Below are 13,077 nucleotides of genomic sequence, written 5' to 3'. Positions count from 1 at the left end.
CTGATGCATTCCGTTCAGCTGCACTACTGTTTCCCCATGCTCGACGTCCGGCGCCTCGTGCTCCTGCGGGAGCTGTCGATCCGGGGCACCGTGGCCGCCGTCGCCGAGGCGATGAACTTCACCCCGTCGGCGGTCTCGCAACAGCTGGCGGTCCTCGAGCGCGAGGCCGGTGTGCAGCTCCTCCGGAGGGCCGGGCGGCGCCTCCAGCTCACGCCGCAGGCCGAGGTGCTCGTGGCCGCGGCGGGCGACGTGCTCGACACGCTCGAGCGGGCGCAGTCCGCCGTCGGGGCGACGCTGACCAGCGTGCAGGGACGCGTCCGGGTCGCGGTCTTCCAGTCTGCTGCGCTCGCCCTCATGCCGAACGCGCTGCGCATCATGGTCACCGAACACCCGGGCGTCCGCGTCGAGATGGTCCAGCGCGAGCCGGAGACCGCACTCAACGAGACGTGGGCGCGGGACTTCGACATGGTGATCGCCGAGCAGTACCCGGCGCACGCGGCCCCGCGCTTCCCGGGCCTCGACCGACGTGAGCTGACGACGGACGCCGTCCGGCTCGCGCTGCCGCCGGTGGACACGTCGCTGTGGCCGGTCGACTCCCTCACCGGCGCGGCCGACCTGCCGTGGGTGATGGAGCCACGAGGAACGGCGTCGCGGCACTTCGCGGAGCAGCTCTGCCGGCGCTCGGGCTTCGAACCCGACGTCCGGTACGAGACCGCCGACCTACAGGCGCAGATCCGGTTGATCGAGTCCGGCAACGCGGTCGCGCTCATGCCGGACCTGGTCTGGGCCGGCCGGTCGACCACCTGCCGGCTGCTCGACCTGCCCGGGGACGCCGAGCGGACGATCTTCACGGCGCAGCGGACGGCGAGTTCACTGTCCCCCGCCGTGGCAGCACTCCGGGACGCCCTGGAACGGGCTGCGGCGACCTCCCGTTCCTGAGACCATCGGAGCCGACGAGTCGGGCCCGATCGCGTGGGCATACGTGCTGCTCGCCGCCGGGGCCGTGGTCCTGACGGCCGTCTGCGCCGTCGTCGCGCCTGACTTCCGGAGACGAGCGCGCACCTGCAGCGGCCCGCCCTCGTCTGTACGGACGCAGAGGAACCGGTGCGGGAAACCGCACGATTGCCCTGGGCGCTCGCCATGCTCGCCGCCGGTGCGGCACTGGTGGGCCTGCGTACCGTCCGCCGTCGCGCCCGTCGCTGACCCGGACGGGAGGGTCCTCCCGCGGCCCCGTCGATCCCTCCACGGATCGGCGGGGCCGTTCCGTTCCCGCCCCGCCCGACGGGGACGATGCGCCGGTCGTCAGGCGCCGCGGATCTCCTCGGCGCGACCGAGCAGGTCGGCGTGGAACGCGGTCTGGCTGAGGGCACTCGCGAGCAGGAAGCCCGACATCGACTCGATCCCACCGCTGAACGGCACGCGGGACGCGACCTCGAAGAGCGTCGGCCGGTCGAGTGCATCGAGCGCGTCCGCGACGTGCCGGGTCCGCTCGTCCCGGTGGTCGATGAGGACACGGGCTCGGGACACGACGTCGCGGAACCGGTACTCGTGCCCGGGGCAGACCTCGAGGTGGCCGTACCCGTCGAGCCTCGCCAGCGAGCCGAGCGCGTCACGCAGCGGGTTCGTCCCGGTCCGGCCGCCGAGTCCGACGCCGGGGTTGATCCGCGGCAGGACGTGGTCCCCGGTGAACAGGAGTCCGTCCGGCTCGTCGACGAAGCAGACGTGACCGCCCGTGTGTCCCGGCGTCCACAGTGTGCTGATCGTCCGCCCCGGGATCGGCAACACGTCCCCGTCCGCGAGCAGCAGGTCGGCGAACGGCGCCTCCGCCGTCCCCTGCCCGATCCGGCGGCCGGTCCCCCACGCGGCCAGGACCCCGTCGAGCAGCGCGGCGGGCACGCCCCAGGTCCGCACGTCGCGGTCGTTCTGCTCCGCGTCGGCCCGCTCGTGCTCGAGCGCGCGCACCTCCGCGGCGTGCATCGCGACCGGGGCACCGGAGCGTCGCCGCAGTGCGGCCGCGGCACCGAGGTGGTCGGCGTGCAGGTGGGTGACGGCGACGAGGGTGACGTCCTCGAGCCGGCGGCCGACGGCCCGGAACCCGTCGGACAGCACGTCGAGGGACCCGCCGTCGGACCACCCCGGGTCGATGACCGCGAGCGCCCCGTCGCTCCCCTCGATGACGTACGCGAGCGTGGCGTCGGGCACACCGCCCCGGAAGGGGACGGCGATGGTCCAGATGCCGGGCCGGACCTCCTCGACGGGCGGGAGGGCACCGGCGGCGAGCGCCTCGGCCTGCGCGGTGCTGACGGGCGGCGGGATCGACACGCGACCACCCTAACCAGGCGGTGCCGGCGGACCGGGCCGTGCCGGGCCTCCGGGCCGGTCCCGCAGCGGGCGGGTAGACAGGCCGCATGGAGACCATCGCGCCCATGCTCGCCAAGGCCGTCGCCACCGTGCCGGACCCCGACAGCATCGCGGGCGGCCTGCGGTACGAGCCGAAGTGGGACGGCTTCCGGGGCATCGTGACGATCGACGGCGACGACGTCGAGATCGGCAGCCGCGGCGCCAAGCCGCTGACCCGGTACTTCCCGGAGCTCGTCGAGGCGTTCCGCGCCCGGTTCGGCGGCCGGGAGCACCCCGTCGTCCTCGATGGTGAGGTCGTCGTCCGCTCCGGGGTGCCGGGCAACGAGCGGCTCGACTGGGAAGCCCTGTCGCAGCGGATCCACCCCGCGGCCTCGCGGATCGCGAAGCTCTCGGTCGAGACGCCGGCGCAGTTCGTCGCCTTCGACCTGCTGCACCTCGACGGCGAGGACCTGACCGGCCGGCCGTTCGACGAGCGCCGTGCCGCGCTCGAGGAACTCGGGGCCGACCTCGCAGCCCCGCTCTTCGTCACCCGCACCACGCTCGACGTCGAGGTCGCCCGCGAGTGGCTCACGACGTTCGAGGGTGCCGGTCTCGACGGGGTCGTGGCGAAGCCGCGGTCGAAGCCGTACGAGCCGAACAAGCGCACGATGCTCAAGGTGAAGCACCACCGCGAGGCGGACGTCGTCGCCGTCGGGTACCGGGTCCACAAGAGCGGGACCGGTGTCGGGTCGCTGCTGCTCGGGCTCTACGACGACGAGGGCGAGCTGCGGATGGTCGGTGGGGTCTCCGCCTTCACGGACAAGCGGCGCCGGGAACTCGTCGACGAGTTGGAACCGCTCGTCGAGCGGGACGCGGACGGGAGGCCCGTCACCGGTGACGGGGAGCGCTCACGGTTCTCGTCCGGTCGCGACACGTCGTTCGTCCGGCTGGCACCGGAGCGCGTCCTGGAGGTCCGGTACGACCAGATGGAGGGTGACCGGTTCCGGCACACCGTGCAGTTCGCGCGGTGGCGTCCGGACCGCGAGGCGCGCTCGTGCGGGTTCGACCAGCTCGAGGTCCCGACGGCGTACGACCTCAGCGACGTCCTGTCCTGATCCGACCCTGGTCTGACAGACCGGATGTCCAATCCGCGCTCCAGAGTGATCAGTAGTTAGCCGAACTAGTGAAACTGTGGAAACATCTGAGGCACCAGGGAAACGGTGGTCGGACACCGTCTCGACACCACGGATCGGAGTGGACATGAGCAACGAGATCCTCATTCGCCGGGCGCAGCGCAGCCCCTTCAGCGAGGTCCGCGAAGCACGTCATCTGCGTGCGCTCCAGACCAGCGCGATCATCAGCGGCATCGCCGGTGTGACCGCCGCCGCGCTCGCCTTCGTCACGATCGGACTCGGCGCATGATCGTCCTGGACGGCGTGACGCAGGGCAACCGCCGCACGTGGTCGCGCCTCACCCGCCTGCACACCGCCACGGTCGGTCTGCCGCTGCAGACCTCGCGCGTCGAGGACGACGGACTCCGCTCCGAGGACGCCTCTTCGCTCGTCTGAGGCCCCGTCCGAGCGGGCACCGTCCCAAGGGGGGGCGCCTCGGAGGTCCCGTCAGCCCTTCTTCGCTCGGGACGGCTGGACGCGCGGCGGCTCGCCGGGCATCTTCGGGAAGTCCGGCGGGAACGGCAGCTCCCCCTCACCACGCTCCAGGTCGCGAGCCCACCACTCCAGTAGGGGATCGATGCTCCGCGGCGCGGCGGACATCGTCTCCCACGGATCGCCGGTGGCAGCGAGCCGACCGGGGACGGTGCGGATCGTGAACACGGTCGGGTCCGCGGTGTCCAGCTCCTCCCACGCGAGCGGGGTCGACACGGCAGCGTGCGGGAGCGCGCGGGGGCTGTAGGCGCCGGCCATCGTCCGGTCGCGGTTCGCCTGGTTGAAGTCGACGAAGACGCGTTGCCCGCGCTCCTCCTTCCACCACGCGGTCGTCACCTGCTCGGGCATCCGCCGCTCGAGTTCCCGGGCCGCCGCGATCACGGCGTGCCGCACGTCGAGGAACTCGTACGCCGGCTCGATCGGCGCGAAGACGTGCAGGCCGCGGTTGCCGCTCGTCTTCACCCACGCTTCGAGCCCGACGTCGGCCAGGACCTTCCGCAGCTCGTGGGCCGCGGGCACCGCGTCGGAGAAGTCCGTGCCCGGTTGCGGGTCCAGGTCGATCCGGAGCTGGTCCGGGTGGTCGCTGTCCTCGGCACGGGATGCCCACGGGTGGAACACGACCGTGTTCATCTGCGCCGCCCAGACCGCGACGGCCGGCTCGTCGACCACCAGCTGCGGGTGGCTCCGGGCGCTCGGGTAGGTGACCGTCACCGCGCGGACGTAGTCGGGCGCACCCTTCGGCGGGTTCTTCGAGAAGAACTGCTCGCCGTCGACACCGTCGGGGAAGCGCTGCAGCGAGATCGGTCGGTCGCCGTTCGCCCGGACGAAGGGCTCCCCCACGTCGACGAGGTACTGCGCCAGGTCGAGTTTCGTGATGCCGAGGTCCGGCCAGAGCACGCGTGCCGGGCTGGAGATCCGGACCTCCCGGTCGCCCTCGGGTCCGGGTACGGTCAGCGTCGTCGCCGGTGTCGCCATGGTGCGGAACCTACTCCCCCGCACCCGCGGAGTGCGTGCCGCGCGTCCGCACGGGCAGGATGGCACCGTGAACGCGTACCTCGGGGTCGACCTGGCGTGGGGCCTCGGGACCGAGCGTCGGGCGCCGAACGAGACCGGCCTCGCCGCCATCGACGACGCGGGACGGGTTGTCGACGCCGGCTGGGCCCGCGGGGTCGACGCGGTCACCGCCTGGATCGCCGAGCGGCTCGGCCCCCGCACGCTCGTCGCCGTGGACGCCTCCCTCGTCGTCACGAACCCGACGGGCATGCGCCAGGTGGAACGGCAGGTCGGCCAGCGCTACGGCCGGTGGAGGGTCGCCGCGAACCCGACGAGCCTCGCCTCGGCCGCGAGCGCGGGCGCCCGCCTGCTCGACCGGCTCACCGCGCTCGGCATCACCTACGTCAGCGACACCGCGAGCATGCGCGCCCGCAGCGGCCCGGCGGTCTTCGAGTGCTACCCGTACACGACCCTCGTCGGCGTCGAGGAGTTCGGCTACGACGACGAACGCCCCCGGTACAAGCGGCTCGACCCGTCGGTGCCGCCGGCGGTCGCCCGTCAGCGCCGCGCCGAGGCGTTCGACGAACTGGTCCGGCGCGTCCGCACGAGGCCGCTCGACCCGCCGCTCGACCTCGACGGCGACCCGCGCACCCGGGCGCTGGCGGAGCCGTCGGTGCTGCACGGACCGACGCACAAGCACCGGGAGGACCTGCTGGACGGCGTCCTCTGCGCCTGGACGGCAGCGTTCTGGGATCGGCACGGCGACCGACGGGTGCAGGTGCTCGGAGGCGATGACGGCTCCCCGTCCGACCCGCGCGACACCGCCGGACGGCTGCCGGCCCTCGTCGCACCGGCGCGGGAGGCGCAGCGTCCCGCTCGCTAGGCTGGTCCAGTGAGCACGACGACCGAACCGCTGCGCATCGGGCTCGTCTCGCTGCACACTTCGCCCGGCGACGAACCCGGTTCCGGCGAGGTCGGCGGCATGAACGTCGTCGTCCGGCACCAGGCCGAGGCCCTGGCCGACCGCGGGCACCAGGTGGACATCATCACGCGACGCTCGTCGCCGACGCAGCCGGACTCGGTCGCACTCGTCCCCGGCGTGTGCCTCCGGTTCCTGTCCGCCGGGCCCGCCCAGCCCGTGCCGAAGGGCGAACACGACGCCTTCATCGAACCGTTCCGACACGGGCTCGCCGCACTCGGACCGTTCGACGTGCTCCATTCGCACCACTGGTTCTCCGGTGCCGCAGCGCTCCCCGTCGCCCGTGACCGCGGCGTCCCGCACGTCCAGTCCTTCCACTCGATCGCCGCCGACGCGGAGACGCCGCTGTCCGAGGGCGAACGCCCCGAGTCCGCCGGCCGGATGGCCGGCGAGCAGCGCCTGGCCCGGGAGTCCGACGCGGTCGTCGTCGTGAGCGAGGCCGAGGCCGAGACCGTTCGCACACGGCTCGGCGGTGATGCGTCGCGCGTGTGGATCGTCCCGCCGGGCGTGGACGGTTCGGTCTTCCGTCCGGCCGGCGTCGGTGCCCGCCGGGCCACCGCGCCGTACGTGGTCGCCGCTGCACGCGTGCAACCGCTCAAGGGCCTGGACCTGGCGATCGAGGCCATCGCCGGCATCGACCGGGAGGCCCGTCCCACCCTCGTCATCGCCGGGGACGCGTCCAGCGAGGCCGGCGACCACGTGGCCGAACTGCGTCGGCTCGCCGAGTCGCGGGGCATCGCCGACCGGGTCACCTTCATCGGGCCGCAGTCGCGCGCCGACCTCGCCTTCCTGTTCCGCGGGGCAGCGGCCGTGCTCGTCCCGTCGCACTCGGAGACGTACGGGCTCGTGGCGCTGGAGGGTTCGGCGTCCGGTGTCCCGGTCGTGGCGGCCGCTGCCGGGGGGCTGCGCGAAGCGGTGCTCGACGGCGAGACCGGGGTCGTGCTCGAGTCCCGCGACCCGGCAGTGTGGGCCGCGGAGATCCAGCGGGTGCTGACCGAGCCGGAGTACGCCGCCGCACTGTCCTCCGCGGGTCGTGAGCACGCCGAGCGGCTGAGCTGGGACCGGTCGGCGGTCGGCCTGGAGCGCGTGTACCTGCGGGTGCTCGGGCGCTGAGGACGACGTGACGCCCGAGCCTGCACCGATCGACCTGGCCGCGTTCTGGACGGCGCTCGACGCGGTGCCGGCAGCGGCGGACGCCGAGCGGTTGTTCGACGGCGGCACCGGGGCTGCCGTGGGCGGGGCTGCCGTGGGCGGGGGCGACCGCGTCGGCGCTGGTGCCGGTGCAGGCGGGGCCGGCGCGCTGCGTCGGGCGAACCTCGACCGCTACCTCCGGCGGTTCGGCCCGGCGGCCGACACGATCCTGGTCGCCGAGGCGCCCGGGTGGCGCGGCATGACGAACACCGGTGTGCCCTTCACGAGCATGCGCGAACTGCAGGACCCGGACGGGCTCTTCGCCGACGTCCCGTTCGCGGTGCCCGAGGACGCGACCGCACCGTGGGAGGCGTCGTCCCGTGTGGTGCACGCAGCCCTGCGCGGGTGGCACGGCCCCCTGCCGGTGCTCTGGGCGGTGTTCCCGCACCACCCGTTCGTCGCACCGGACCGACTGACGAACCGCACACCGCGTCCGGCCGAGGTGCGGGACGGTGCTCCGGTCGCGTTGGCCCTGGCCGAGGCCGTCGGAGCGCGGCGCTTCGTGGCCGTCGGGCGGAAGGCCCAGGGTGCGCTGGCCGCCGCGGGCATCGACGCGATCGCGGTGCGGCACCCCGCCCAGGGCGGCGCGGCAGAGTTCACCGCGCAGCTCGCCGAGCTCCGCTGAGGGACTACGCCGAGCGCACGTCCACACCCTTGGCGGCGAGCGCCTCGGACACGTGCGCCGGCAGCGGAGCGGCGGCGTACACGATGCGCAGGGCCGGCAGGTCGATGACGTCGTCCCAATTCTGCGGGTCGTAACGGTCGTCGGAGCCGTCCCACCCGGGGTGCACGTCCTGCAGGACCTCGAGGTCCGAGTCGACCGTCAGCTCGGTGACCAGGTCGAGCTGCGACGGCAGCAGGTCGAGGTCGTCGTAGTACGCACGCGCCCGGTCGTCCTGTCCCGGAACGTCGTCCTCGTCGACGACCGTCTCCTCGTCGTCGTCCCCGTCGTAGGGCTCGATGACGTCCAGGTCGTAGCAGAGCACGTCGAGCACGAGCAGCTTCGCGTTGAAGTCCGCGAACTCGATGGGTTCCTCGGTGGTCGTCGACTCCTCGTCCATGCAGGGGAGCGTACCGAGGGCCGGCTGCACGTGCCCGACTCGGCCGATTTCCCTGTGGGACTGGACAGGAAGCGGTCAGCAGGAACAGGGTGGGGCATGGCGACCACCACGAAGGCCGAACACGACGCGGGGCATCAGACCGAGCTCCGCCGCGTCATCGGTCCGAAACTCCTCCTGCTGTTCATCGTCGGCGACATCCTCGGCACCGGCGTGTACGCGCTCACCGGGCAGGTGGCCGCAGAGGTCGGCGGGGCCGCGTGGCTCCCGTTCCTCATCGCCTTCTCGGTGGCGTTGCTCACGGTGTTCTCGTACCTGGAACTCGTCACGAAGTACCCGCAGACCGCCGGTGCCGCGCTGTACGTGCACAAGGCGTTCGGCATCCACTTCGTGACGTTCATCGTCACCTTCATCGTGATGTGCTCCGGGATCACGTCGGCGTCGACGGCGTCCCGGGCCTTCGCGGCGAACCTCGGCGTCGGGTTCGGGCTCGAGCTGCCGAACGTCGTGGTGATGCTCATCGCGATGGCCTTCATGCTCGCCGTCATGGCGGTGAACTTCCGCGGTGTCAGCGAGTCCGTGAAGACGAACGTCGTGCTCACGCTCGTCGAGCTCTCGGGCCTCGTGCTCGTCATCCTCGTGGGCTTCTACGCCATCGCCGGCGGCAACGCGGACTTCTCGCGGGTCGTGATGTTCGAGACGCCGGAGGACAAGAGCCTGCTGCTCAGCGTCTCGACGGCGACCTCGCTGGCGTTCTTCGCGATGGTCGGGTTCGAGGACTCGGTGAACATGGCCGAGGAGACGAAGGACCCGTCGCGGATCTTCCCCCGCGTGATGCTGACCGGGCTCGGCATCACGGCCGTCATCTACGTCCTCGTGTCGATCTGCGCCGTGGCCGTCGTGCCGATCGGCGAGCTGGCCGGCAACGAGACGCCGCTGGTGACCGTCGTGCAGACCGCGGCCCCGGACTTCCCGATCGGGTCGATCCTGCCGTTCATCTCGATGTTCGCCGTCGCGAACACCGCGCTCATCAACATGATGATGGCGTCCCGGCTGCTCTACGGCATGAGCAAGCAGGGCGTGCTCCCGCGCTTCCTCGGTCGGGTCTCCCCCACCCGCCGGACCCCGTCGACCGCGATCGTCTTCACGACCGTCATCTCGCTGCTGCTCATCGGATGGGTCTCGCTCGACCCGGAGTCGCCGATCGTCGTGATCCTGGGCGGGACGACCTCGCTGCTGCTGCTCGCCGTCTTCGCGGTCGTGAACACCTCGGTGCTCGTGCTGCGGCGGGACCGGGTCGGACACAAGCACTTCCGGGCGGGGGTCGTCCTCCCGGTGATCGGTGTCGTGGCCTGCCTGTGGCTCGTGCTGCCGTTCTCGTCCGGTCGTGCTGCGGAGCAGTACCAGATCGCCGGCGCACTGCTCGCGCTCGGCGTCGTGCTCTGGCTCGTGACGTGGTTCACCCACGGGCGGAAGGTCGCGGACAAGGCGCCGACGGGGCTCGTGACCGAGCCGACCGCGGTGCAGCGCGACCCCCGCGACGACCACCACTGACCGAGCGGCGAGGCACGTCCCCGCCCGACGGCCAGCGCGGCCCGTCGAGCGGCGACGCACGGTACCGCGGTCAGCTCCGGCGGGCGGGGAGGCCGAGCGGCCCGGGGGTCCGGCCGACCGCGCGGACGGCGAGGGACCGGACCCAGTCGAGGCGCTTGCCCGGCCACCCGTGCACGAGGACCGTCCACTGCTCGGGCAGCGCCGACGCCCCGGTGAGCGCCCCGGCCAGTCCGCCGGTGATCGCCGCGACGGTGTCGGTGTCCCCGCCACCGCGGACGGCACGTTCGAGGGTGTCGACCACGCCGTCACCGGAGGTGATCGCCGCCACCGCGGCCTGCAGCGACGCGACGACCCACCCGTTGCGCTCGGTGTGGTCCGCGGGCGTGGAGGCCTCGGCCTCGGCGATCCGGTCGAGCCACAGGGTCCGGCGCTCCCGCGGCAGCAGCGGCACACCGCGACGGACGTCGAGGCGACCACGACGGATAGCGTGCCGGATCGCCACCGTCCAGAGCACGCAGGAGTCACCGGCGTCCTCCTCGTGGTGCGTCAGGTCGCTCACCCGACGGGCGGCGACGGCGAGGGGGCGCTTGGCCCCGTCGCCGAGGAACCCGAGCACGAGCGGCGTCGTCCGCATGAGTGAACCGTTCCCCGCCGACTGTCCGCGTTGCTCGTGCACGGCGCGGGCGGCGGCCTTCGCGGCCTCCTCGGTGTTCGCGGTCATCCGGCCGAGGACGGCACGGGTCTGGGCGCCGACGTCGGGAGCGTCCTGCGCCCAGTCCGACCAGGCCGCGAGGAGGCGTCCGTGGGTCCTCGCCTCGTTCCAGCGCGCACCGTTGGCGACCGCCTCGAGGACGGGGATCGCCATGCTCGTGTCGTCGGTCCACTCCCCCGGCTCCCAGCCGAACGGTCCACCACCGCGCATCTCGACGGGCTGGTCCGCGGTCAGCGGCGGGCCGAACTCGTACGGGGCTCCGAGCGCGTCCCCGCACGCACTCGCCAGCACGGCGCCGAGCGCCCGGTCCTGCATCGCTGTGTCCATCGTTCCCTCCGCTGTCCACGGTAGTGCCGCGAACCGGGGGCATGTCGGCACGCCCCACGTCCAGCGGGAGCGCTTAGCCTCTCTGTGGTGAGCGGCTCCCCGGCCGCTCGTCCCGCCCACCCCGACGGAGGAACGACCCCATGCGCCGTGCCGGCATCGCACTCGCGTCGGTCTTCGGCGTCGGTGTCGTCGCCGCCGTCATCGGGGTCATCGTCCTGATCGTCGTCGCGGTGAACTCACTGACCGGGATGGCGTCGTCCTCGGCGACGCCCCGGGCGCTCACCTGCCCGGCAGCACCGGCGAAGACCGTCGGCGGCGTCGTGGTGCCGGCCGGTCCGATCGGCGGGTTCTGCCAGGACCGTCTGGTGAACGCCGCCGAGGTCATCCGCGCCGCTCGCGCCCTCGGCATCGGACCGCACACGCAGGCCGTCGGCGTGATGACCGCGATCGGCGAGTCCGGGCTCGTGAACATCGACCACGGCGACGCCGCCGGACCGGACAGCCGCGGACTGTTCCAGCAGCGCGACAACGGCGCGTGGGGCACGTACGAGCAGCGGATGGACCCGTACACGGCGGCGTCGATGTTCTACGCGAAGCTCGTCAAGGTGCCCGGGTGGAAGACCATGACGCCGACGCAGATGGCGCACGCGGTGCAGGTGAACGCCGACCCCGACCACTACGCCAAGTACTGGCCGACCGCGAAGCGCGTGGTCGAGGGTCTGACCGGCGAGACCGTGCCGGACGTCGCACCCCAGGGCTAGGTCAGGCGGCCGAGTCGACGGGTTCGTCGTCGTCGTCGAGCTCGATCATCGACGCCCCGTCATCGTGCACGACGACCTGCCCGCGCAGCCGGACGCCGTGCTCGTCGAGGGTGCAGGCCATCGCGTCGACCCACGCCCAGTCGACGGGGAACAGCCCGCTCGCCCCCGGTCGTTCCCACGCGAGGACCACCTGTGCGGCGCCGACCTGCGCGACCACGTCCTCGACGAGTACGCCGAAGTCCGGCACCCGGTCGTCGGGTTCGTAGGGCAGGTCGGCGACCGGCATCACCAGGTGCACGGGGAGGCCCCGTTCCCCCAGGAACAGCACCCAGCACTGTCGCCGGACGGGCGCGTCGAGGAGGGCGACGACGAGGTCGACCACGTCGGCGTCGGTTCGGACTGCGGTTCGCTCGAGTCGGTCGAGCACGTCGGTGTCTGGCATGCCCTCAGCGTCGCCGTCCGACCCGCCGACGGACCCCTCCGATGGCCCATCTGTGGACGACCACGACGTCCGGCGGCCCTGTGCAGGAGAGCCCGTTCAGATGCCGATCGTCACCGTGCCGCCCACGACGAGCCGGGCCACGAGGAACACCACCACGACCAGCCCGAGGCCGAGCAGCGCGACCGGCCACGCCGTCCGGCGTCGGACGAGCCGGAGCACGCAGACGACGGCCGCCACCAGGAACACCAGCGCGACGAGCACCGGCCCGAGCGTCACGACCGTCCCGCCGAGCCCCTCGTCGCAGCGGTTGCCCGGTGCGTCGCACGAACCGAACCCGATCGCGAGCAGCATGATCCCCCACCCGGCGGTCAGCGCGGCGAGCGCCCCGACCACCAGCAGGACGACGGAGGCGACCACGTCCGCGACGCGACGACCGCGGCGGCCACCGGACCGGGCCTCCCGGCCGTCCTGGACCGCGCCGTCCAGGACCGCGCCGTCCTGGGCTGCGCCGTCGTGCCGGACCCCGCCGTCCGGGTGTCCCGACGTCATCGGCGGCGGCGCGTGCGGACCGACCGCAGGGCGGCCGCGAGCACGAGGACGGGGCGCAGGAGCACGCGGGCGGAGGAACGCATGGGTCCATCGTGCCTCGTCGACGGGACGCCCGTTGCCGCTACGGTCGGGGCATGGCCCGTGCGCGCGACCACGAACCCCCTGCCGCTCCCGCCACCGCAGCCGTGCTGCTCTCCGGGTTCGCCTTCCTGCAGGGGCTGATCCTGCCGGCGGAGGACGTGGGACGGCACCTCGCGATCGGGTTCCTGTTCGGCGGACTCGGTCTGCTGTCGGCGTGGCGGGCGATCCGGATCGGTCGTCGCCGACGCGCGGCTCGGCGGTGGGCATGGGCCGCAGCCGTCCTCGGGATGCTCGGCGTGGGGATGCTCGCCTACCAGGGACTCGTCATCCTCACCGGCGGCGCGCTGCCGCCGCCGTTCTGGTGGCCGTACGCGCAGCGCTGACGGGAGGCCCGGCCGGCGTCGCGAGGGCCGCCCGCCCGGCGTC

The 13,077-nt window shown here is 73.0% G+C and carries 16 protein-coding genes; 10 read left to right on the top strand and 6 right to left on the bottom strand.

Going from position 1 to position 13,077, the window contains the following annotated elements:
- Nucleotides 1-36 precede the first annotated feature (36 nt).
- A complete protein-coding gene (locus DEJ34_RS06085; RefSeq protein WP_110911806.1) occupies nucleotides 37-939 on the top strand; it encodes a LysR substrate-binding domain-containing protein in 903 nt (300 codons plus the stop codon).
- 363 nt (nucleotides 940-1,302) lie between these two features.
- Here the strand turns inward: DEJ34_RS06085 and DEJ34_RS06080 are convergent, their stop codons facing one another.
- Complete coding sequence (locus DEJ34_RS06080) at nucleotides 1,303-2,322, bottom strand: MBL fold metallo-hydrolase (RefSeq protein WP_110911805.1); 1,020 nt, start codon at nucleotides 2,320-2,322, stop codon at nucleotides 1,303-1,305.
- Between the two features lie 86 nt (nucleotides 2,323-2,408).
- On the opposite strand from DEJ34_RS06080, the gene DEJ34_RS06075 reads away from it, so the two are divergent.
- The 3 genes from DEJ34_RS06075 to DEJ34_RS06065 all read left to right on the top strand — a co-directional run bounded on the left by DEJ34_RS06075 (nucleotide 2,409) and on the right by DEJ34_RS06065 (nucleotide 3,908).
- Entirely contained in the window at nucleotides 2,409-3,455 is a 1,047-nt protein-coding gene (locus tag DEJ34_RS06075; RefSeq protein WP_110901740.1) for an ATP-dependent DNA ligase, read from the top strand.
- A gap of 145 nt (nucleotides 3,456-3,600) precedes the next feature.
- Complete coding sequence (locus DEJ34_RS06070; RefSeq protein WP_181419599.1) at nucleotides 3,601-3,762, top strand: hypothetical protein; 162 nt, start codon at nucleotides 3,601-3,603, stop codon at nucleotides 3,760-3,762.
- Nucleotides 3,759-3,908: a hypothetical protein gene (locus DEJ34_RS06065; RefSeq protein WP_181419600.1), complete on the top strand. Its 150-nt coding sequence runs from the start codon at nucleotides 3,759-3,761 to the stop codon at nucleotides 3,906-3,908. Before DEJ34_RS06070 ends, DEJ34_RS06065 begins: the two co-directional genes overlap by 4 nt.
- Before the next feature lie 51 nt (nucleotides 3,909-3,959).
- On the opposite strand, the gene ligD is transcribed toward DEJ34_RS06065, so the two are convergent.
- Nucleotides 3,960-4,979, bottom strand: a complete 1,020-nt coding sequence (gene ligD, locus DEJ34_RS06060) for a non-homologous end-joining DNA ligase (protein ID WP_110826079.1) — start codon at nucleotides 4,977-4,979, stop codon at nucleotides 3,960-3,962.
- A 67-nt stretch (nucleotides 4,980-5,046) separates the two neighbouring features.
- Here ligD and DEJ34_RS06055 point away from each other — a divergent pair, with 67 nt between their 5' ends.
- Genes DEJ34_RS06055 through DEJ34_RS06045 form a run of 3 tightly spaced genes read left to right on the top strand, consistent with a single transcriptional unit; the run spans nucleotide 5,047 to nucleotide 7,792 of the window.
- The gene (locus tag DEJ34_RS06055; protein ID WP_181422279.1) at nucleotides 5,047-5,880 is read left to right on the top strand and encodes a DUF429 domain-containing protein; all 834 of its coding nucleotides are present in this window, start codon (nucleotides 5,047-5,049) and stop codon (nucleotides 5,878-5,880) included.
- A gap of 9 nt (nucleotides 5,881-5,889) precedes the next feature.
- Nucleotides 5,890-7,089, top strand: coding sequence for a glycosyltransferase (locus tag DEJ34_RS06050; RefSeq protein ID WP_110826080.1), 1,200 nt, complete (start codon nucleotides 5,890-5,892; stop codon nucleotides 7,087-7,089).
- A 7-nt stretch (nucleotides 7,090-7,096) separates the two neighbouring features.
- Nucleotides 7,097-7,792 carry a uracil-DNA glycosylase gene (locus DEJ34_RS06045; protein WP_181422278.1) on the top strand — a complete coding sequence of 232 codons (696 nt, stop codon included), beginning with the start codon at nucleotides 7,097-7,099 and terminating at the stop codon, nucleotides 7,790-7,792.
- 4 nt (nucleotides 7,793-7,796) lie between these two features.
- Here the strand turns inward: DEJ34_RS06045 and DEJ34_RS06040 are convergent, their stop codons facing one another.
- A complete protein-coding gene (locus DEJ34_RS06040) occupies nucleotides 7,797-8,228 on the bottom strand; it encodes a DUF6892 domain-containing protein (protein WP_110901743.1) in 432 nt (143 codons plus the stop codon).
- A gap of 96 nt (nucleotides 8,229-8,324) precedes the next feature.
- Between DEJ34_RS06040 and DEJ34_RS06035 the strand changes: the two genes are divergently transcribed.
- Nucleotides 8,325-9,779, top strand: a complete 1,455-nt coding sequence (locus DEJ34_RS06035; RefSeq protein ID WP_110826082.1) for an APC family permease — start codon at nucleotides 8,325-8,327, stop codon at nucleotides 9,777-9,779.
- Between the two features lie 70 nt (nucleotides 9,780-9,849).
- Here the strand turns inward: DEJ34_RS06035 and DEJ34_RS06030 are convergent, their stop codons facing one another.
- Entirely contained in the window at nucleotides 9,850-10,818 is a 969-nt protein-coding gene (locus DEJ34_RS06030) for an ADP-ribosylglycohydrolase family protein (RefSeq protein ID WP_110911804.1), read from the bottom strand.
- A gap of 140 nt (nucleotides 10,819-10,958) precedes the next feature.
- Here DEJ34_RS06030 and DEJ34_RS06025 point away from each other — a divergent pair, with 140 nt between their 5' ends.
- Nucleotides 10,959-11,579, top strand: coding sequence for a hypothetical protein (locus DEJ34_RS06025; RefSeq protein ID WP_110826084.1), 621 nt, complete (start codon nucleotides 10,959-10,961; stop codon nucleotides 11,577-11,579).
- A 1-nt stretch (nucleotide 11,580) separates the two neighbouring features.
- Here the strand turns inward: DEJ34_RS06025 and DEJ34_RS06020 are convergent, their stop codons facing one another.
- Both DEJ34_RS06020 and DEJ34_RS06015 read right to left on the bottom strand, forming a co-directional pair.
- Complete coding sequence (locus DEJ34_RS06020; RefSeq protein ID WP_110911803.1) at nucleotides 11,581-12,021, bottom strand: hypothetical protein; 441 nt, start codon at nucleotides 12,019-12,021, stop codon at nucleotides 11,581-11,583.
- Between the two features lie 96 nt (nucleotides 12,022-12,117).
- Nucleotides 12,118-12,753 carry a DUF6264 family protein gene (locus DEJ34_RS06015; RefSeq protein ID WP_502864375.1) on the bottom strand — a complete coding sequence of 212 codons (636 nt, stop codon included), beginning with the start codon at nucleotides 12,751-12,753 and terminating at the stop codon, nucleotides 12,118-12,120.
- Here DEJ34_RS06015 and DEJ34_RS06010 point away from each other — a divergent pair.
- On the top strand, nucleotides 12,705-13,034 hold the full coding sequence (locus tag DEJ34_RS06010; protein ID WP_110826087.1) for a hypothetical protein: 330 nt from the start codon (nucleotides 12,705-12,707) through the stop codon (nucleotides 13,032-13,034). The two genes, DEJ34_RS06015 and DEJ34_RS06010, sit on opposite strands and share 49 nt — an antisense overlap.
- Nucleotides 13,035-13,077: the final 43 nt, after the last annotated feature.

The organism is Curtobacterium sp. MCPF17_050 (assembly GCF_003224435.2).
Taxonomy (GTDB): Bacteria; Actinomycetota; Actinomycetes; order Actinomycetales; family Microbacteriaceae; genus Curtobacterium.
Note: the sequence above shows the minus strand (reverse complement) of the source record. Positions and strands in the feature narration are given on the sequence as shown.